Genomic DNA, 20,553 nt, shown 5'->3' with positions numbered 1-20,553 from the left:
TCACCTTTTTCGCATCAAAATACTTTCTTATGATAGGATAATGATTCTCGATTTTGTTTAAGCTTTCTGTTCTTCTTGAATTTTCTGCCTTATTTTTGGGAATATGGATAGTTTTTACGACAATGTTTCCAAAGAATCCCTTATTTACCTTGGCGTTGCCCTGCTTGTGCTCATCATTCTTTATTGGGGTACTTCGGTGGTGTTAAAACGTTTGGGGAAAAATCCAAAATATCTGTTGCCTAAAAGTGCCTTTAAACGTTTGGCCACTCCTTTGGTGCTGATATTTGTTTCCATTTTGCTCAGATTGAAAGCGCTACGCGATATTCTCAATTTGGAAGATGCAGGATATTGGTTCAGAAAAGCAAGTACCCTCCTATTCATATTTGCCATGGCTTGGGTGATGATTGCCTTACTCAAGATTATTAAAAAAACGGTAATTCAACATTATGATGTTGGCGCCGCCGATAACTTAAAAGCAAGAAAGGTCTATACTCAATTTACCATTCTGGAACGCATTTTCATTTTCGTTATCATTCTTCTCAGCGTTGGGTTTATGTTAATGAGCTTTGAGGAAATTCGAGAAGTGGGTATAAGTATTTTTGCCTCTGCAGGAGTTGCGGGTATCATTATTGGTTTTTCGGCCCAGCAATTTATTGGGACCATTTTGGCGGGCATTCAGATTGCCATTGCACAACCCATTAAACTGGATGATGTGGTGATTGTTGAGGGTGAATGGGGTCGCATCGAAGAGATTACCTTGACCTATGTTGTGGTGAGCATTTGGGATAAAAGACGCTTGATCGTGCCTACCCCCTATTTTATTAACCAGCCTTTTCAAAACTGGACCAAGACCTCGGCCGATTTAATGGGCACGGTTTTTTTATATGTGGATTACAATGTGCCTTTTGATAAACTTCGGGAAGAGCAGACCCGTGTTTTGAAAAGTACCGATTTGTGGGATGGTAAGGTTGATGTACTCCAAGTTACCGATACCAAACCCAATTATGTGGAGATTCGCTGTTTAATGAGCGCCAAAGATTCACCGACGGCCTGGGACCTTCGTGTATTGGTGCGCGAAAAATTGATTGTGTATCTTCAGGAAAATTATCCAGAAAGTATTGCCAGAACCACACGATTGACCGTTGAACAAAAAAATGAAGATTCAGATGGTGAAAATTAAGTTAACAGCAATGCTTTTACTTTTTGTAAGCATGCTTAATGCCCAACAAATCACTTGCTCACCTGCAGACAAGTCATTGTTTGAAACAAAAATCACCGATTTGGAAAAAATAAAGGGTGCTAATTTGGGTGACACCATTTCTTTGGTGGGTCAATCTTTTTTGGGAACTCCCTACGTTGAAAAAACACTGGAAGTTGGCGATACGGAAACCTTGGTCGTAAACTTTGGGGGGTTGGACTGCACCACTTTTGTGGAGAATGTGCTGGCGTTTAGTCTGATGCTCAAAAACCAACAAAAAGATTTTGAAAATTTCACCAACAACTTAGAGTCCGTTCGATATAGAAATGGAGATTTAGACGGTTATCCATCGCGTTTACATTATTTTACAGAATGGATCCGAAATAATGAAAAGAAAGGGCTAGTGAAAGATATTACCGCTGAATTGGGTGGCGTTGAATTGGAAAAACCCATTAATTTTATGGGAACCCATCGAAGCCTGTATCCATTTTTGGCCAGTGATGCCAATTTTGAGGCCATGCTTGATGTTGAAAAAGAAATCGCCAAAGAAAAACTTTGTTACCTGCCCCAAGACCAAATTGAGAGCAAAGAGCACCTAATTAAATCAGGAGACATATTGGCCTTGCCCACTTCCATAAAAGGGTTGGATGTGACCCACACAGGAATTGCTATCCATCAACCCGATGGGAGATTGCATTTGTTGCACGCTTCCAGTAAAAATGGTGAAGTGGAAATTTCTGAATTACCCCTGGCAGATTACCTTAAAAACATCAAAAGTAATATTGGAATTATTGTGGCGAGACCGACCTTACTTTCTCTTTAAGCACCATTCAATGGCACCTAAAAGATGTTGTCGGAACATGGGTTCGTCATAAGAATCATCGGTATGGCCACCTCCAGTGTAAAAAGCTCTTCCTCCATCAAATTCGTGATACCACGCTATAGGGTGGTTAGTGCCGTTTGTTCCGCCTTCGTAACTACTTTCATCTAAATTCAGCAAAATTGTAGTATCGGAACTCAGGTTTTTATAGTTGTACCATTCATCGGCTCTTGACCAAGAATCTGGCAAGTGCTCTGTGGACGGATGTGCTTTACTTACCACATCAATAGTAGCTTGTCGTACATTGGGGTTGTTGGGATGGGAATCAAAATAACCTCCCACCAATTTTCCGTACCATGCCCAATCATATTCGGTATCGGCAGCAGCATGAATGCCAAGAAAAGCACCTCCTCCCTTAATATAGGATTCGAATGCACTTTGCTGTGCATTGTTCAAAACATCCAAGGTTGTGTTCAAGAAAACAACAAGTTTATAGTTGTTCAGGTTTTGAGTGGTAAAATCCTCGGAGGATTCTGTTTGTAAAGCAACAAAACCGTTTTGGCGTCCAAGTTCTCTAAACGTCTGTACCCCTTTCTCAATGGATTTATGCCTCCAGCCCTCGGTTTTTGTAAATACCATTACCAACTCCGGCATTTTTACATTTGTAGGTTCATCTTGTGCACAGGCACTAATAACAAGGCAAAAAGCAAATAACAGAACTCTGAATCTCATGGTCGTGATTTTATACGTTTGAAGTTAAATATTTTTTAGGTGTGGTGCCAAACTTCTTTTTAAAGGATGAAATAAAATGACTTGCTGTACTATAGCCAACTTTTAGGCCTACCTCATTGACATTATGTTTACCTGTTTCCAGCATTTTTCGGGCGTATTCCATTTTATATTCAAATAAAAATCCAAAAACGGAATCTCCATATATCTGTTTGAAGCCCTCTTTGAGTTTTTTCAGGCTTAAACCTACTTCTTGTGACAGTTCAGCCAACGTTGGTGGTTCAGCCATTCTGGAAATCATGATCTCCTTGGCCATTTTAATACGACGTACATTGTCCTCATCCGCTAAGTAAGGGCATTGTTCCAAATCCGCATCTTGGGTTTTATTGAAATAGAGCGAAATCAGCTCGAACACCTTCCCTTTTAGGTATAGCTTTTTAATGGATGGGTGAAGGTTATAGTTCATCATCTGGCTCAATACTACCGCTGTGGCTGGAGAGACCATTTCTTGGGAATAATATTTTTTCTCTTTGTTGTCCTCACTTAAAAATGGAATGTAGTCCGCCTCATTCGAAAATAGCGAATGAAATTTTCTGATGGTCATTACCACGGACAACAACCAAGATTTTGGAGAAACTATAAGGTTTAATGGTAAATCCTTTTGGGTATTGTAAAGCAAAAGAGAGTTTTCTTCATTGACTTCCAAATAGTAATTCCCCTCATTAAAATTGAACCTTGACCTACCCTTTAAACAAAAATGAAATTGGATATGGGTGCTGTCAATTTCCCGTTCTATGAGTTTGGGTTCGTCAGATTCGTTCTGGATTTTTAGAATATAAATCCCGTCTTCCACTAAAATTTCATCATAAGAACCTTGAGCGATATTTTCCATACTTAATGAAGTGTCAGTTTTTTGAAAATTTCAATTTAGAATGACTCTAAATTAACTTTTATACCATCTAATTTATCAATAAAATCAATGCCTAGGGCGAATTTAACCCAATTTTTATATTGAAATTACAAATGGTGATATTTATAGTACCGCTAGCGTTATTTTTTAATAGTTAAGCCTGTTACTTTTGTGTCGCGATTACAATCCTTTATGAGGAACTACCATATTTCAAAACATAATTCCTTCTACGCCATCGGGTTAAGTTACAAGAAGGCAGATGCAGAGGTTAGAGGAAAGTTCAGTCTGGATGTTCCGGGCATTGACCATATAATGGACAAGGCAAAGGAAATTGGGGTGGATGGGCTTTTAGCCATATCTACTTGTAACCGTACCGAACTCTACGGATTTGCACAGCACCCTTACCAACTCATTAAACTACTTTGTGACCAAACCCAAGGCACCGTTGAAGAATTTCAAGAAGTGGCCTATGTGTATAAAAACCACGATGCTATTTCGCACATGTTCAAGGTCGGAACCGGTCTTGACAGCCAAATTTTGGGTGATTTTGAAATCATCAGTCAAATTAAACAAGGGTTTTATAGAGCCAAAAAGCAAGATATGGCCAATCCGTTCTTAGAGCGTTTGTGCAATTCTGTGATTCAGGCCAGTAAACGAATCAAAAACGAAACCGAGCTCTCTTCTGGAGCAACTTCCGTTGCTTTTGCCTCCGTAAAATATATTTTGGATAATGTTCCTGATATTTCCGAAAAGAACATTTTGTTGTTCGGAACGGGTAAAATCGGAAGGAACACCTGTGAAAATTTGGTGAAACATTCCAACAATTCACATATCACCCTGATCAATAGAACTCGTGAAAAGGCAGAAGACATTGCCGGAAAGTTCAAACTTACGGTAAAAGATTATGGTGATTTGCAATCCGAAATTCGAAAAGCGGACATTTTAGTGGTGGCCACCGGTGCTCAATTACCTACGGTTTCCAAAGCTTTGATCTACCCTAAAAAACCATTGTTGATTTTGGACCTCTCCGTTCCCAAGAATGTTTCAGACGATGTAAAGGATTTGGATAATGTGACCGTGATTCACTTAGATCAACTTTCCCAGATTACGGATGAAACCTTGGCCAAAAGAAAAGAATATGTTCCTAAAGCCGAAGCTATAAATGAAAAGGTGAAAAAAGAGTTCCTTAAATGGTTGGAAACTAGAAAATTTGCACCTGTGATCAATGCTTTAAAGGAAAAATTGAACACCATGAAGGTGGAGGAAATCGACTTTCAAACCAAGAAGATTGAAGGTTTTGACCAAAATCAAGCTGAAATCATCTCCGACCGCATCATTCAAAAAATCACCAAGCAATTTGCCAATCACCTAAAGAGTTCGGAAGTGGATACCGAGGATAGCTTGGAACTCATTCAAAAAGTCTTTCAGCTAGAACCCCATTCCAAATGAGCAAAATCATCCGAATAGGAACACGCGACAGTGAATTGGCACTGTGGCAAGCCACTACCGTACAACAAAAGCTGGAGGATCTTGGTTATGACACCACTTTGATTCCAACAAAATCAATAGGAGACCAAGTTCTAGACAAACCATTGTACGAATTGGGCGTTACCGGAATTTTCACTAAAACATTGGACGTTGCCCTTTTAAAAGGCCAAATTGATATTGCAGTGCACTCCATGAAAGATGTGCCCACCCAATTACCAAAAGGTATTGTGCAAGTTGCCGTTTTGGAAAGAGCCATTACCCACGATATTTTGGTGCACAAAGGGTCTGAATTTTTAGAATCAGACCAACCCTCGACCATTGCCACAGGTAGCTTGCGAAGAAAAGCACAATGGTTGAACAAATACCCCAACCATCAGGTTGTGGATCTACGAGGAAATGTGAACACCCGACTGATCAAGTTGATTGAAAACGATTGGCAGGGTGCCATTTTTGCCCAGGCAGGATTGGAAAGAATCAAATTATTGCCCAAAGATGCCATTCAATTGGATTGGATGATTCCCGCTCCTGCTCAAGGTGCCATGTTGGTTGTAGCCAAAGAGGAGGATGAATTTACCAGAGAAGCCTTGGCTAAGCTCAACCATTCGGAGACCGAGATTGCCACGACCATAGAACGTGAATTTTTGCGCACCTTGGAAGGCGGTTGTACCGCCCCTATTGGAGCTTTGGCACAAATTAAAGATCAAAAAGTATATTTTGAAGGTGTGGTTTTTTCCTTGGATGGAAAACAGAAAATCGACATCAAAAAAGAAGTGAGACTTTCTGATGCAAAAGGGCTGGGCAAAACTTGTGCAGAAGAAGTCTTGCAAAAAGGCGGTGATAAATTGATGCAAGAAATCAGAAATGAAAACAGTGCTCTCCACTAAAATATTAACCCCTTCGCAGAAAGAATTGTTCCTAAATTCTGGTTTGGGATTGGTGGAGTTCGACGCCCTAAAAATTGATTTCTTAAACGTAGAAATCCCATTGGATTACAACAACTATATTTTCACTAGTAAAAATGCCTTAATAGCATTTTTAAATCAATTAAAAGAATCCGATGTGTCCAAATTCAATACCTTTTGTGTGGGGGAAAAGACCAAGACGCTTTTGGAGCAAAATGGTTTTAAAGTTGTTGAAATGGCCGAAAATGCTTCAGAATTGGGTAAAAACATCGTAAAAAACCATAAAAACGAGAAGTTTTTGTTTTTATGTGGCAATAAAAGAAGGGATGAACTTCCTGATGTATTGACAAAAAACAACATTCAGTTTAAAGAACTGGAAATATATCGCACTGAGCTGAATTCAAAAGCATTTCAAAGGAATTTTGACGGGATTCTGTTCTTTAGCCCTAGTGGTATCCGAAGCTATCTATTGGAAAACACCATGGGCAATAGCACATTGTTCTGTATTGGAGATACCACAGCTAATGAAGCTAAAAAGCATTCGAAAAATATTATCATTGCCAATAAACCCACCGTCGAAAATGTGTTGGTCCAGGCGATAAAAGAATTATCAATCAAAATGGGGGACTGAGCGTAGTCGAAGTCCCCCGCACCATCTAAATAAGATTCCTGCCTAAGTAGGAATGACAAATTAAAATTTATGATAAAAAACGACTTGTTCCTAAAGGCTTTAAAAGGTGAAACTGTTGACCGTCCGCCCGTTTGGATGATGCGACAAGCAGGGCGCTACTTGCCCGAGTTTATGGAACTCCGTAAAAAATACGATTTCTTCACCCGTTGCCAGACCCCAGAATTGGCTTCGGAAATTACCGTGCAACCCATTCGCCGTTACGGCATGGATGCCGCCATTTTGTTCAGTGATATTTTGGTGATTCCACAAGCGATGGACATCGAGGTGGAGATGAAGCCTAACTTTGGTCCTTACCTGCCCAATCCGATTCGTTCTAAAGAAGATTTAGACAAAGTAATTGTTCCAGATATTCAAGATACTCTAGGTTATGTGATGGATGCCATAAAAATGACCAAAGAAAAACTGAACGATGAAATTCCATTGATCGGGTTCGCTGGTTCGCCTTGGACCATTCTTTGTTATTGTGTGGAAGGTCAGGGCAGCAAGAGTTTTGACAAGGCCCGAGGTTTTTGTTTTACCCAACCCGAAGCGGCCCATGCATTGCTACAAAAAATTACAGATACTACTATCGCCTACCTTAAAGCAAAAGTGAAGGCTGGGGTAAATGCAGTTCAAGTATTCGATTCGTGGGGTGGCATGTTGTCCCCAACGGATTATCAAGAATTTTCATGGAAATACATTCAGCAAATTGTGGATGCGCTTAAAGATGAGGCACCCGTGATTGTTTTTGGAAAAGGATGCTGGTTCGCTTTAAAAGAAATGGCCAACTCAGGAGCATCTGCTGTTGGTGTGGATTGGACGTGTTCCGCTCAAAATGCTAGATATTTAACAGGTGGAAACATTACGCTTCAAGGGAATTTTGACCCTGCACGGTTGCTTTCACCTCCATCAACCATCAAGGCAATGGTAACGCAAATGATTCGTGATTTTGGAAAGGATAAGTACATTGTAAACCTTGGACATGGTATTTTACCTCATATTCCTTTGGAAAACGCCAAGGCATTTATAGATGCGGTAAAAGAATATAAGGAGTGAACCTGTTTGCAGTTTTAAAGCGGGTAGATTTTAAAAATATACTGAAAGGTGTGTTTATTGGATTGAGGCGACCTCACTTTATACTGCCGACCATAAAGGCCACTAAGGATTGTATTTCTATTTCGACGAAGTATTACGGCAAACTGCACCATAAAAATGGACCTGCCAATGCTTTCAGACATGCTTTTTGGAATTATTTGATTGCCAAAAGGTGTTTTCAATGGCAAAAGAATGAAGAAGCAGTTTTGAACTGGGCGAAAAAAGTAACGGATTGGCACGAGGATTCATTTCCGAATAAAGAACTGCCCAAGGCGATGGATTTACACAACAACGAGGTCGGCCGCTTCATTTTTGAGCAACAACATGACAAATCTGAGAAGGAAATAGTTGAGTTATTGAAGCAAATGGCTCAGGAATCCACCAAAATTGATGAAAATTCAGTGCTTTCAGAACACAAAAACCGAATGGTACATATTTTAGAACAATGAAAGATAAATTCTACACATACATTCAACAATTACAAGATACCATTACCTCAAACTTGGAAAAATTGGACGGCACAGCCAAGTTTCAACAGGATTTATGGGAACGCGAAGAAGGTGGTGGTGGTAGAACCCGTGTTATTGAAAATGGGTCAGTTTTTGAAAAAGGAGGCGTAAATATTTCAAAAGTCCACGGTCCATTGCCCAAAAGCATGCAAAACTATTTTGGGGTGGAAGATGTGGATTTCTTTGCCTGCGGATTGAGTTTGGTGCTACATCCAAAAAATCCAATGGTACCCACTGTGCATGCCAATTGGCGCTATTTTGAAATGTATGATAAGGAAGGTAACATCGCAGATCAATGGTTTGGTGGCGGACAAGACCTTACCCCCTATTATTTGTTCGAGGAAGATGCGGCACATTTTCATTTTGTTTGTAAAAAAGCCTGTGATGCCCACAATCCAGAATTTTATCCGAATTATAAAAAGAAATGCGACGAATACTTCTGGAATGCCCACCGCAATGAAGCACGAGGGGTTGGAGGATTATTCTTCGATTATTGCAAAGCAACGGAAGAAACCAGTATGGAAGATTGGTACAATTTTGTGACGGAAGTTGGGGATAGCTTTTTGGAAGCATATGCACCGATTGTGGAAAAAAGAAAAGATTTGCCCTATTCACAAGATCAACGCGATTGGCAAGAAATTAGACGAGGACGCTATGTGGAGTTCAATTTGGTTCACGACAAAGGAACCCTTTTCGGTTTGCGAACCAATGGTCGAATCGAAAGTATTTTGATGAGTTTGCCTCCACATGTGCAATGGCGTTACGACCATCATCCAGATAAAGGTAGTGTGGAAGCGCAATTGATAGAAGTGCTTCAAAGCCCAAAGGAATGGGTTTAATCTGTAGTTTTACATTGAAAACTAAGCTATGAGACAGAAAATTTACCAAATAGATGCATTCACAACCCAAACTTTTGGCGGAAACCCTGCCGCAGTTTGTATTTTGGATTCATGGTTGAGTCCAGAATTGATGCAGAAAATTGCGCAAGAAAATCATTTGGCCGAAACTGCCTTTGCGGTTAAACGTGAAGATATCTACGAAATACGATGGTTCACTCCTGAAGTGGAAGTGGATCTCTGCGGTCATGCTACCTTAGCTACTGCTTACGTAATATTTCATTATTACGAACTCGAAAAAAATACCATTCAGTTTTATTCAGGCAGAAGTGGTGATTTATTCGTGAACAAGGCCGACAACAATTGGTTAACCATGGATTTTCCTGCTGATACGCTTGTTGCCATCAAAAATATTGATGATATAGACCAAGCTTTGGGAAAAGCACCTATCAAAACTTTTAAAGGGAAAACAGACTATATGTTGGTGTATAATTCCCAAAAGGAAATTGAAGAACTTGCTCCCAATTTTTTCCTTTTAGATCAAGTGGATGCCAGAGGTGTTATTGTTACCGCACCTGGAACTGAAGTCGATTTTGTATCCCGCTTTTTTGCTCCGTCCTGTGGTATCCCAGAAGATCCAGTAACAGGTTCAGCCCATACCTCAATGACTCCCTATTGGTCAAAGGAATTGGACAAAACGAAAATGACAGCCAAACAACTTTCCAAAAGAGGAGGTGAGCTTGTTTGCGAAATGTTGGGTGACCGTGTGAAAATTTCAGGGAAAGCGGTACTTTATCTAACAGGTGAAATCGACATTTGATTAGAATTGCTTTAAGCATTAAGTAATAAGCTCTAAGCTATGGGAAATTATAAGAATTACAAGGTTTGGGAAAAATCACATGAACTTGTGCTTAATGTTTATGGATTAACAAAAGGTTTTCCAAAATCTGAACAGTACAATCTCATTTCTCAAATGAATAGAGCTTCAGTTTCGATTCCAACCAATATCGCCGAAGGATGTGGAAGAGAAACCCAAAAAGAATTTATTCGATTTTTGTATATCGCTTCAGGCTCTGCTCATGAATTGGATTATTTATTGCTTTTAGCTTCTGACTTGGGATATATTGAATCCGAAACTTCTAAAGGCATCATTTCAGAAATAGACGAAATCAAAAAGATGCTTGCATCTCTAATCAATACTATAAAAACATCAATAAATACTTAAGCTATTAGCTTATAGCTGAGCGCTTATAACTTAAAACTAAAACATGTACCCATTAATAAGAAATAGAAGACTTCGTGCCTCCGAATCCATTAGAAGATTGGTTCGGGAAACCACTTTGACCCCAGATGACTTTTTGGTGCCTTTATTCGTTACTGAAGGAAAAGGAATCAAAGAAGAAATTCCGTCCATGCCCAACTATTTTCGATTGAGTTTGGACAATCTTGAAAAAGAGGTGAAAGAGCTTTGGAAGATGGGACTGTGCTCTGTGCTTCTATTCGTAAAAGTTGATGATAAACTAAAAGACAACAAGGGAACTGAGGCACTAAACCCTAATGGCTTGATGCAACGAGCCATAAAAACCGTTAAAAATGCCTGCCCACAAATGTTGGTGATGACAGACGTGGCATTGGATCCATTTTCATCTTATGGCCATGATGGTATTGTTGCCGAGGGTATGATTTTGAATGATGAAACTACTGAGCTTTTGGCCGAAATGAGTGTTTCCCATGCAAAAGCCGGTGCCGATTTTGTTGCGCCCAGCGATATGATGGATGGTCGAATCTTGACCATACGTGAAGCTCTGGAAGATGAAGGCTTTACCGACACAGGAATTATGGCTTATTCCGCCAAATATGCAAGTGCTTTTTACGGACCTTTCCGTGATGCATTGGATTCCGCTCCTGTGGATATTGCCAATGTCCCCAAGGACAAGAAAACCTATCAAATGGATTATGCCAATCGGTATGAAGCCATTCGTGAGACCCAAATGGACATCGACGAAGGTGCCGATATTGTTATGGTAAAACCAGGTTTGTGTTATTTGGATATTGTTCGAGAAATACGAAATGATGTGGACGTTCCCGTGGCGGTGTATCAAGTTTCTGGAGAGTATGCCATGGTAAAAGCTGCTGCTGAAAAAGGCTGGTTAGACCATGATGCGGTAATGCTCGAACAATTGACAGCCATAAAGAGAGCTGGCGCCGACATTATTGCAAGTTATTTTGCGAAAGATTTTATCCGTACTTTGGGGTAACCCAACCTCAATCTAAATGAAAAAACTAGCTGTTTCGTTTTTCCTCATCACTTTAGTGACGCATATAGGATTTGCCCAACGCGAACTCATCCATGCCTACCCCTCGAAATTGGGTTTTGATGAAGATTTCATCAACCAAAAAGTGGATTCCATTATGGAAATAGGCATTGATAGTTTGGCATTTCCGGGCGCACAACTTTTGGTGGCCAAAAACGATACGGTAATTTTCCATAAAGCATACGGTTTCCACACCTACGACAGTATTCAACCCGTCGCGTTGAACGATTTGTATGATTTGGCCTCCGTAACGAAAATATCAGGACCATTGCCTGCCTTGATGAAATTGGTGGACGAAGGTAAACTGGATTTGAACCAACCTTTCAGTACGTATTGGGAGCCTTGGCAACATAAAAAGGACAAAAAAGACCTAACGCTACGCGAGATTTTGGCCCATCAAGCAGGCTTGGTTCCCTATATTGTTTTTATACAAAAGGTGCTTCGGAAAAATGGGAAACTCAAAAAGCGTTTTGTTCATACTTCACCGGATGAAAAGTTTCAAGGACAGGTGTATGAAAACTTATACATCAACAATCGTTTTGAGCGAAAAATGAACCGAATCATCAATCGGTCCAAAGTTTCAGCAGAGAAAAAATACAAATATTCTGGACTTACATTCCTTATTTTTCCACGCCTGATTGAACAACTAACTGGGACAGATTATCAAAGCTATTTAGAAGAAAATTTTTATCTCCCTTTAGGGTGCCATACGTTGGGATATCTTCCTGAAGAAAATCATTTCGTAAATAATATCGTGCCTACTGAAATGGATACCCTATTTCGAAAATCGTTGGTGAAAGGTTGGGTACACGATGAAAATGCTTCACTAAAAGGTGGGGTTTCTGGGAATGCAGGTTTATTTGGAACAGCAGATGACCTTGCCAAACTCATGTTGTTCTACCAAAATTATGGGAATGTGGATGGCAAACAACTCATTTCAGCCGAAACAGTAAAAGAATTCACTAGAGTTCAATATCCCGAAAATGATAATTATAGAGGATTAGGATTTGACAAACCTTTATTGAACAATTCAGAATTACCTTTGGAAGAAGCTTATCCATCACCCTTGGCATCAGCGGAAAGTTTTGGTCATTCAGGGTTTACGGGCACCTTTGTTTGGGCAGACCCAGTTAAAAAACTGACCTTTATCTTCCTGTCCAATCGAGTTTACCCCACTCGAGACCATCGAAATTTATATAGGTTGGACATTCGACAAGCTTTGCAAGATGTTTTTTATAAAGCGGATGGATTAAACATTCAAAATTAATTCCTATTGCCTATCTTGGTACTAAAGATTCTGCCAACTCATGGGATTACTCATTTTTTACGCCCTTATTTCCATTTTCTTTTCATTCTTATGCTCCATTTTGGAAGCGGTTTTGCTGAGCATTACCCCAACTTTCATCAATGTAAAAAAGCAAGAAGGAAAAGAATATGCCGCTACATTGGAAAACCTTAAAAAGGATGTGGACAAACCTTTAATTGCTATCCTTACGTTAAATACTGTGGCGCATACGGTGGGTGCTATTTTAGTTGGGGTACAAGCCAAGGTAGCCTATGCTGAAATGTACGGCACAACAGAACGCAGTATTCTTGGTTTTAAACTTACCGAAGACCTCATGGTCGGAATTGTTTCAACTATTATGACCATTTTAATTTTGGTCGCTTCGGAAATTATTCCCAAAACCATTGGAGCCACCTATTGGAAGCAACTGGCCAATTTTACCGGCAAAGCACTTACTATAATGGTATTTGCGCTTAAATGGACGGGGCTTTTGTGGATTCTGCAATTGTTTACCAAACTCATTGGTGCAAAAGGAGAACATGGCAGCGTGTTGAGTCGCGAAGATTTTACCGCCATGACGGATATTGCCCATGAAGAAGGTGTGTTCCAAGAATCAGAATCTAAAGTGATAAAGAACCTGCTAAAGTTTGATGAAATATTGGCCAAAGACGTAATGACTCCACGCACAGTGATGAAAATTGCATCGGAAGATATGACCATCAAAGAGTTTTTTGATGCCAATCGGCCCTTACGGTTCTCCAGAATACCCCTCTATAAGGACCGTATGGACAATATCACGGGCTTTTTCCTTAAAGATGAACTCATGGAGGCCATTATCAATAAAAAGGGCAGTAAAACGCTTTCTGAACTTAAACGTGAAATTTTGGTCACAAGCAGGACAAAGCCCATTCCAGAGTTGTTCGATAAATTTGTGAAGCAGCGGGAACACGTTTCTTTGGTTGTGGATGAATATGGATCGGTCAGTGGCTTGGTGACCATGGAGGATGTGATCGAAACGCTGCTTGGATTGGAAATTATGGATGAAAGTGACAACGTGGAAGACCTCCAATCCCTCGCGAGAAAGAACTGGCACCAACGTGCACAGCGTTTAGGAATTATTGAAGATGAAAGTGAAATAGAGTAATGGAAATTGCTTATTTACAAACACCTATAGGAATTACAGAGTTCAAAGGAGATGAAAATGGACTTGCTTCCATTACTGTTTTGGATAAAAATAAACCTATCGGTATAATTCCTGACGTCTTAAAAGATGCCGTTACTCAATTTCAAGAATATTTTGAAGGTGACAGAATAAATTTCGACCTCAAATTAAACCCAGAGGGCACCGATTTTCAAAAGAAGGTTTGGAACGCCCTTTTAAAAATACCTTTTGGAAAAACCATTTCTTATTTAGAACTTTCCAAACAACTCGGTGACGTAAAAGCCATTCGTGCAGTAGCCTCGGCCAATGGCAAAAATCCACTTTGGATTGTTGTTCCTTGTCACCGTGTCATAGGGACCAACGGAGACCTCACAGGCTATGCGGGTGGACTGCATAGAAAAAAATGGTTATTGGAACACGAGAGCCCTGCCAAGCAGACGTCTCTTTTTTAAATTTTTACCATGCTATATAAACTTAACCTGGAGCATATCCTTTTTTTGGATATCGAGACCGTACCCCAAAAACAACATTTCACCGAGTTGGACGAAACCGTTCAAGCCTTATGGGAGCAAAAAACGCAATACCAGCGCAAAGATGAATTTACCCCCGAAGAGTTTTATGACCGAGCAGGCATTTGGGCCGAATTCGGAAAAATCGTTTGTATCTCTGTGGGCTATTTTACGCTTAAAGGCGAAAACCGCAATTTTAGAGTGACTTCATTTTATGGAGAAGAAATCAAAATATTAAAGGATTTCAAACAGCTACTTGCAGACCATTTTAGTCAGGCCAAACACTTATTGTGTGCCCATAATGGAAAAGAGTTCGATTTTCCCTACATCGCACGCAGAATGGTCATCCATGGGATCAATCTACCCTACAAACTGGACCTGTTCGGAAAAAAGCCATGGGAAGTACCACATTTGGACACCATGGAACTTTGGAAATTTGGGGATTACAAGCACTTTACTTCGCTAAAATTATTGGCTCACATTCTGGGCATCCCCTCTCCCAAAGAAGACATGGATGGCAGCATGGTAAAGGATGTTTTTTATGTAGAAAACGACTTGGATAGAATTGTAAACTACTGCGAATTGGATGTGGTTACTACGGCGCAAGTATTTTTGAAAATGCGAAATGAGGAGCTTTTAGCGGATGATGAGATAAAAAAGGTCTAATTTTTAGGTAAAAGGGGAATGGTTAAGGATTAAGAATAACTGTCATTCTGAGCTGATGTCTGAGCGCCCGCCTGCGGTTGGCAGGTTGTCGAAGGAAAGCGAAAATCTATTCTTAATTTCTATGACTCGAATTTCACGAATTTACACGAATGCCATTTCCATCGATACATATCAATTGGTCATTGTTTATTGCAAATTGACAACTGTAGTTAGTTTTTATAAAACTTCGTACTCTTTATCCCAGCGTAGTCCTGAACTACCAAAACATATAGACCAGAAGCTAAAGCAGATACATTGATGGAACCCTGTGTTTTCCCCTTTTTGATGACATTACCAGAGGTGGTTACAATTGAATATTGCGCATCCTTGGAAAGTTTTGCCTCTACATTTAAATAACTCACTGCTGGATTGGGATACACAGAAATGTTCAACTCTTGAGGAATGATTAAAGGCGTATTCTCCATGATTTGGGTTTCTTCCCCATTAAATTCAAACTCCAAAATCTCTGAAAACTCGGAAACAGCATTTTCTGTACAAATGGAACGAACTCGAGCTTCATACACCTTACCCTCTTCCAAATTGGTCAAGGTAAATTCACTTTCCCAAAGCATTTCATTGGTCCAATCTTTAGCATCTATGCTTTTATATTGCACTTCATATAAAGTTTCACCAGCACCATCCCAAGAGATGTTGGTTACATCCTCTGAGGAATCCAAAACATCCAACCCAGTTGGCACTTCAACCGAACAAGCTGAAATTTGTGCTCCTGAAACGATCAAAGAGAAGTCTTGAGCCCCATTGGTCAAACTTCCTTTGTGGGAAACGGTAATGGTATATTCACCAGAAGCATTGGCAACGTCGATACGTTCAAAAGGATCCACTTTATTATCCCCAGTTGTTGCGGCATCGATGGCTCTGGCTGGATTTAATTTCCAAGGCAAATACGTTTCACCACCTTTGGTAATTCTAATATCCAAATCGTTCATTAAAGCAGCAGTTGCACTATTTAGATCTCCTCGGTTGATGATAGCAGATTCAGGATCTGTCCAAGAAATGGAAGCCATCAAAGGGCCATTTCCATCCGCTGTAACTGTAATAGAATATGAATTGCCATTGGTCAAGCTTTCTTCATTGATCAACGTCGTATAATCTTTATTTTGAAGTACCTTTGCAGCAGCCTTGGCATTCATAACCCCCCAACCCATTTTGTAATCAGGGCCCTTAGCTCCTACATCATCCGCAGTATGAAGGGCAAGTCCTTTTAAGGTGGCCGCTTTCATATAGTTGCCAAAAAGCTCTTCGTGATATTGTTGCAGCAATAATAATGAACCCGTAATTCCTGGTGCCGCCATGGAAGTTCCTGCAGAAACTTGATAACTAGTATTGGTTACGGAACTGGTAGATAAAATATTGGTTCCATCCCCAGCTAAATCTGGTTTGATTCGACCATCATCAACAGGCCCAAAACTACTGTAACCAGCCACAGAAGCCTTTGTTAATTCCCCATTTTGGTCGATTTCAGTATCAGCTCCCGCAATGGTCAATCCATTTTTAGCCACGGTAAAGCCCAACAACAAATCAAAGCCATCGGCGGTTTTTCCAAAATTGGGCGTAGCGTTGTCGTAAGAATTTTGTGCATTCCCCGCTGCCGTTACCATTAAATAGTAAGGGGCATTGTACATGATTCTATCCCAATCTTGCGCCACCTTAATATAGGCTCCAAAATACCAATCTGGAACGCGATCCGATAAAATTCCATAGGAATGGTTGCTCAACAACATGCCATTGGCGGCTGCTTCAGCCACTTCAATTTTATCTCGGGACCAATCGTAGGTTTGCGCTTTGGCTCCGTAGGCAACTCCTTGGGCATTGGGTTCAACTCCAGATGAAATAATATTTCCTGTTACCAAAGTGGAATGTAGACTAACCTCATCAGAACCATCTGCATTGGAAGCTCTAGTATCAAATTCTTGATGGGATGTTAAGGCTGTACCAGAGTCCCAAACACCAACATTCATTCCAGTACCTGTTAGTCCAAGGTTTAAAAGTCCATTATCATACAAAGTATATGCTCTCGAAGTTTGAGAGGCAGGATCATTTAATGTTGTGTAATATATCGGTGTGCCATCGGTTCCTACATCTTTAAGGGCAATATCTGCTCCATTTAGAGATTTATCATTTGCCTTTATTCCTTTGGATGTAAGTAATTCTGCGATTCTTTTGTTGGTGATTTCATATTCTGATTCCAATTCAGAAATAATCGAAATCATTTTGCCATTGTTGTAGGAAGAACGAATAGCTTCTTTGGCATTGGTTGCCTGACTCATTCCAGAGAACAAGCCCATTGTAGAAAGTAAGATGGAGAAGATCAATCTTTTAGCCCCTGTAGACAATCTGTAATCCATAATCAAGTTTAGGTAAGATTTGGACTACTAAGATATTAGGAGATGTAAGATGTATCGATAAAATTCCTAGTTTATTCGATGAAATGCACCTTGATATTTATCAATCTGTTGTGAAAATTCACTTTTATGTGGTGTATTTTTTTCTTACTTGTTATTTGTAGTCCAAAATCCTTAAAACCATTGTTACTCCTCTCCGGATTCAGAAGTTTCAGGAAGAGTTACCGGAACACTTTCCCATGGTTCCAACACCTCTCTTTTCATGTTAGGCATATCATTTCCGAACAGCAAAGCATTAAAAAGTGTTCGATAGGTTCCCATGGGTTGACCACGCCATTGTGGTTGAAATCCAAACAACAACACATGTCCTTTACCATGCTTTACATCCAATGCTGCCGCTTTTCCGTTCATGTAACTTTCCCCTACCAAATACCCGGACATTAATGGAGAGCCATTGTCTTGATATTTGGCCAATACTTCACCTTCAAAGCCATCAGCGGTTGCAAAAACAGGGCTGTTGTAGACAAATACATTGGCTTTATCCATCATTCCCGCCATTACAGGGTGACTTGGATTGGTGTTAACCTGCACGATTGACCCTCCCGTAAAGAATTTGGCCCTGCTCACTTTATCCACCACATTGGTAACTGGTAAATGCAACGCTTTTATGGCATAATCAGAGCTGCGGTTCAAGCTTACAAGGGTTCCCCCTTCTTCCACAAAGTTGTTTAAGTTTCTGGCGCCTAGTTCGCCCAATCCGCCCGTATATTGAGGAGGTGCAGAACCTGGTTCAATTCCATTTTCTATAGAACCTGGCCATTCAGATGCCAAAACAATTACATCGAAACGGTCTTTTAAGTTCCCTGATCTAAAATCGGTATCTCGAAGCGAAGCATATTCAAAACCAAAATTATCCAATAACCAGCGGGTCCAACCCATATCCATACTGGCCGTCCACGGACGGTACACACCGATTCGAGTTTTCACTTTTGCGGACCCAGAGCCAGAACTTTGAACGCCATTAATGGCATAATCTCTTACCCATTGTTGTTTCTTTGCAGTACTTGCACCCTGCACTCCATATTTTTTGGTCTTGGCATCATACACTACTGACATTCCATTGGATTTTGAGGCTTCGGCCAATACACGGAAAATATTATTTTCAATTGGATCTAACCAAAGTGTGTTTCCTCCGCCTTTCAAAGTGCCAGGCAGTGGTTTAATTCCTGCAGCAGTGGCATCGGTATCAAAACCGGCCCCAGGGGCAAAATCAATCTTGTTTAAATCTTCGGGTTCATCATCGGTAGTTTCCAACGGTGTTCCCTCCACAGGCTTTAGTGCAGCTCTGAAATCGTCTGACAAAGGCACCATTCCAGTTACCACATTTACTTCCATCTGAAAAGGCAATGTCCACCCTGCAGCATCGTAAGGCTGTTCCAACGGTCCATCCGGAGATTCCCTTAGATCTGGATACACCTGTACATCCAAAACCTGTCTCGCCATTTCCGCAAATTCTTGGTCCATCGGAATTACCCAAGTTCCTTTTGGATATGTTACTCCTGAATACGCCATGGGCTTGTCCAATTGCGAAATTTCAACTCCATTGAAAGCCAAACGCTTCAACAATTCAACAGGTCGAACAGGGTCGCGTTGCTTTTGAGGAATAATGTAGGCATATGGTGCCTCATTCTTGTATTTTTCTATAGTGGTAATTGCTGCTTGATATTTGTTGAAAAGCAAAGTTTCCTTGTACTTGGCAGAATAATCCAACACGGCAATAGAAGCAGTTTGCATGTACTTCATGGCATCACTCAAACGCCACCAACCCCCTTTCCAAGGACTATTGTAAAGTGACTCCACTCGTAAATCCCTTCTACTTTCAGGAAAATCCCTTATGGTATAAAAATAGGGGGTTGCATATCGGTACAATGCCGTTTCTGTCCAAAAAGATGGGATGTTCTGCATAGCGGGCAGGTAATCAATGTACCCAGGATACCAAGCATCAAAACCCTTTCCCATGTGAACCGCCCCTGGTAAACCTTCCGTTTCCAATTCTTGAGCCATGGCCATTCCAATCATGTTCACCTCACGGGCAACAATGGGTGGCGTTTGCGGTGCAATAGGTTCTGCAAAAGGTGGCAACCAAATGCGGGTCGGGAATGGTGAGGACTGATGGTGTACATGAATCACATTCGGCTCCCATTCACGCCAAGTTCTTCCTACCACACGAGATTCCAACATATTGAGCATGTAGGCATCCCTATTGTTATCGTGTCCTACATATTTTTGATACAACCAAGGGGTTCTTGCCGTTTCATAAGCCGTTCCCACATTGGACATATACCAATTAACAATGATATCTTGACCATCAGGATTCAATGAGGGCCACAACACCAAAATCACATCATCCAAAATGGGCTTAAACTTTTTGGTATCAGCCTCACTTACTATTTGGTGAGCCAAAGTAATAATATGTTGCGCACCAGCCACTTCGGAAGCGTGCAATCCGCCACTTAAATCAACAATGGCCTTACCTTCTTCCGCTAGTTTTTGGGCTTCTTCCCTACTCAACCCTTTGGGATGGGCCAACTTTTGGGAAATTTCTTTGTAGTGATCCATCTTGGCCAAGTTTTCCTTGGAAGAAATCAATACATAATACCAAGTTCTCCCTTCGGATGTTTTTCCAGTTTCTCGCATCTCTACCAAATCACTGGCAGCATCCAATTTTTTAAAATATTCGATGGATTGTTCGTAAGTGGCCAAATGAAAATCGGAACCCACTTCAAAACCAATAACATCTTCTGGTTTTGGTATGTTTGAATTTTGAGCCTGAAGTCCAAGACACATCAAACTAAAAATGGAAAAAAATTGAAGTTTCAAAGCGGAAAAACCATTAGGTTTTCTCTTTGGGGAGTTAGGTAAAAGGAGCATTGTTTTGAGTTAGGTTGAATTTGGCTTCAAGATAGGAAAGAATCCGTTCCAAAGACACAGTTTTCCTGCGTTCATCGACCTTTAAATGACCAAAAGCAGATTTTTGCTTGCAAAACATTGTGTAGA

20 protein-coding genes are annotated in these 20,553 nt (G+C 40.5%); 15 read left to right on the top strand and 5 right to left on the bottom strand.

Annotated elements, in window-relative coordinates; translation table 11 throughout:
* Positions 1-103 precede the first annotated feature (103 nt).
* A complete protein-coding gene (locus ABT310_RS06965) occupies positions 104-1,180 on the top strand; it encodes a mechanosensitive ion channel family protein (protein ID WP_375326023.1) in 1,077 nt (358 codons plus the stop codon).
* A gap of 10 nt (positions 1,181-1,190) precedes the next feature.
* A complete protein-coding gene (locus ABT310_RS06960; RefSeq protein ID WP_375326022.1) occupies positions 1,191-2,021 on the top strand; it encodes an N-acetylmuramoyl-L-alanine amidase-like domain-containing protein in 831 nt (276 codons plus the stop codon).
* Here the strand turns inward: ABT310_RS06960 and ABT310_RS06955 are convergent.
* Both ABT310_RS06955 and ABT310_RS06950 read right to left on the bottom strand, forming a co-directional pair.
* The gene (locus tag ABT310_RS06955; protein ID WP_375326021.1) at positions 2,007-2,750 is read right to left on the bottom strand and encodes a ThuA domain-containing protein; all 744 of its coding nucleotides are present in this window, start codon (positions 2,748-2,750) and stop codon (positions 2,007-2,009) included. The two genes, ABT310_RS06960 and ABT310_RS06955, sit on opposite strands and share 15 nt — an antisense overlap.
* A gap of 10 nt (positions 2,751-2,760) precedes the next feature.
* Complete coding sequence (locus ABT310_RS06950; RefSeq protein ID WP_375326020.1) at positions 2,761-3,639, bottom strand: helix-turn-helix transcriptional regulator; 879 nt, start codon at positions 3,637-3,639, stop codon at positions 2,761-2,763.
* Between the two features lie 210 nt (positions 3,640-3,849).
* Here ABT310_RS06950 and hemA point away from each other — a divergent pair, with 210 nt between their 5' ends.
* The 13 genes from hemA (at position 3,850) to ABT310_RS06885 (ending at position 15,094) form a co-directional block, all read left to right on the top strand.
* Entirely contained in the window at positions 3,850-5,106 is a 1,257-nt protein-coding gene (gene hemA, locus ABT310_RS06945; protein WP_375326019.1) for a glutamyl-tRNA reductase, read from the top strand.
* Positions 5,103-6,029, top strand: a complete 927-nt coding sequence (gene hemC, locus ABT310_RS06940) for a hydroxymethylbilane synthase (protein WP_375326018.1) — start codon at positions 5,103-5,105, stop codon at positions 6,027-6,029. Before hemA ends, hemC begins: the two co-directional genes overlap by 4 nt.
* On the top strand, positions 6,007-6,678 hold the full coding sequence (locus ABT310_RS06935; RefSeq protein WP_375326017.1) for a uroporphyrinogen-III synthase: 672 nt from the start codon (positions 6,007-6,009) through the stop codon (positions 6,676-6,678). Before hemC ends, ABT310_RS06935 begins: the two co-directional genes overlap by 23 nt.
* Positions 6,679-6,747: 69 nt before the next feature.
* The gene (gene hemE / locus ABT310_RS06930) at positions 6,748-7,773 is read left to right on the top strand and encodes a uroporphyrinogen decarboxylase (protein WP_375326016.1); all 1,026 of its coding nucleotides are present in this window, start codon (positions 6,748-6,750) and stop codon (positions 7,771-7,773) included.
* Positions 7,774-7,823: 50 nt separating this feature from the next.
* A complete protein-coding gene (locus ABT310_RS06925; RefSeq protein WP_375326015.1) occupies positions 7,824-8,261 on the top strand; it encodes a hypothetical protein in 438 nt (145 codons plus the stop codon).
* Positions 8,258-9,160, top strand: coding sequence for an oxygen-dependent coproporphyrinogen oxidase (gene hemF, locus ABT310_RS06920; protein ID WP_375326014.1), 903 nt, complete (start codon positions 8,258-8,260; stop codon positions 9,158-9,160). The genes ABT310_RS06925 and hemF overlap by 4 nt, the downstream gene beginning before the upstream one ends.
* A 28-nt stretch (positions 9,161-9,188) precedes the next feature.
* Positions 9,189-9,977 (top strand): PhzF family phenazine biosynthesis protein, encoded by a 789-nt coding sequence (locus ABT310_RS06915; protein ID WP_375326013.1) that lies wholly within the window; start codon positions 9,189-9,191, stop codon positions 9,975-9,977.
* Between the two features lie 39 nt (positions 9,978-10,016).
* The gene (locus ABT310_RS06910) at positions 10,017-10,382 is read left to right on the top strand and encodes a four helix bundle protein (RefSeq protein ID WP_375326012.1); all 366 of its coding nucleotides are present in this window, start codon (positions 10,017-10,019) and stop codon (positions 10,380-10,382) included.
* Between the two features lie 43 nt (positions 10,383-10,425).
* A complete protein-coding gene (gene hemB, locus ABT310_RS06905; RefSeq protein ID WP_375326011.1) occupies positions 10,426-11,415 on the top strand; it encodes a porphobilinogen synthase in 990 nt (329 codons plus the stop codon).
* 16 nt (positions 11,416-11,431) lie between these two features.
* Positions 11,432-12,739 carry a serine hydrolase domain-containing protein gene (locus ABT310_RS06900; RefSeq protein ID WP_375326010.1) on the top strand — a complete coding sequence of 436 codons (1,308 nt, stop codon included), beginning with the start codon at positions 11,432-11,434 and terminating at the stop codon, positions 12,737-12,739.
* Positions 12,740-12,779: 40 nt separating this feature from the next.
* Complete coding sequence (locus ABT310_RS06895; RefSeq protein WP_375326009.1) at positions 12,780-13,901, top strand: CNNM domain-containing protein; 1,122 nt, start codon at positions 12,780-12,782, stop codon at positions 13,899-13,901.
* Positions 13,901-14,371 carry a methylated-DNA--[protein]-cysteine S-methyltransferase gene (locus ABT310_RS06890; protein WP_375326008.1) on the top strand — a complete coding sequence of 157 codons (471 nt, stop codon included), beginning with the start codon at positions 13,901-13,903 and terminating at the stop codon, positions 14,369-14,371. Before ABT310_RS06895 ends, ABT310_RS06890 begins: the two co-directional genes overlap by 1 nt.
* A gap of 9 nt (positions 14,372-14,380) precedes the next feature.
* The gene (locus ABT310_RS06885) at positions 14,381-15,094 is read left to right on the top strand and encodes a 3'-5' exonuclease (RefSeq protein ID WP_375326007.1); all 714 of its coding nucleotides are present in this window, start codon (positions 14,381-14,383) and stop codon (positions 15,092-15,094) included.
* A gap of 209 nt (positions 15,095-15,303) precedes the next feature.
* On the opposite strand, the gene ABT310_RS06880 is transcribed toward ABT310_RS06885, so the two are convergent.
* The 3 genes from ABT310_RS06880 to ABT310_RS06870 form a co-directional block, all read right to left on the bottom strand.
* Positions 15,304-17,499, bottom strand: coding sequence for a S8 family serine peptidase (locus ABT310_RS06880; protein WP_375326006.1), 2,196 nt, complete (start codon positions 17,497-17,499; stop codon positions 15,304-15,306).
* A gap of 183 nt (positions 17,500-17,682) precedes the next feature.
* A complete protein-coding gene (locus tag ABT310_RS06875; protein ID WP_375326005.1) occupies positions 17,683-20,427 on the bottom strand; it encodes a M14 family zinc carboxypeptidase in 2,745 nt (914 codons plus the stop codon).
* Positions 20,411-20,545 carry a hypothetical protein gene (locus ABT310_RS06870; RefSeq protein ID WP_375326004.1) on the bottom strand — a complete coding sequence of 45 codons (135 nt, stop codon included), beginning with the start codon at positions 20,543-20,545 and terminating at the stop codon, positions 20,411-20,413. The genes ABT310_RS06875 and ABT310_RS06870 overlap by 17 nt, the downstream gene beginning before the upstream one ends.
* Positions 20,546-20,553: the final 8 nt, after the last annotated feature.

This window comes from Flagellimonas cixiensis, from assembly GCF_042134615.1.
GTDB lineage: Bacteria > Bacteroidota > Bacteroidia > Flavobacteriales > Flavobacteriaceae > Flagellimonas > Flagellimonas cixiensis.
This window is presented reverse-complemented; position numbering and strand designations above follow the sequence as displayed.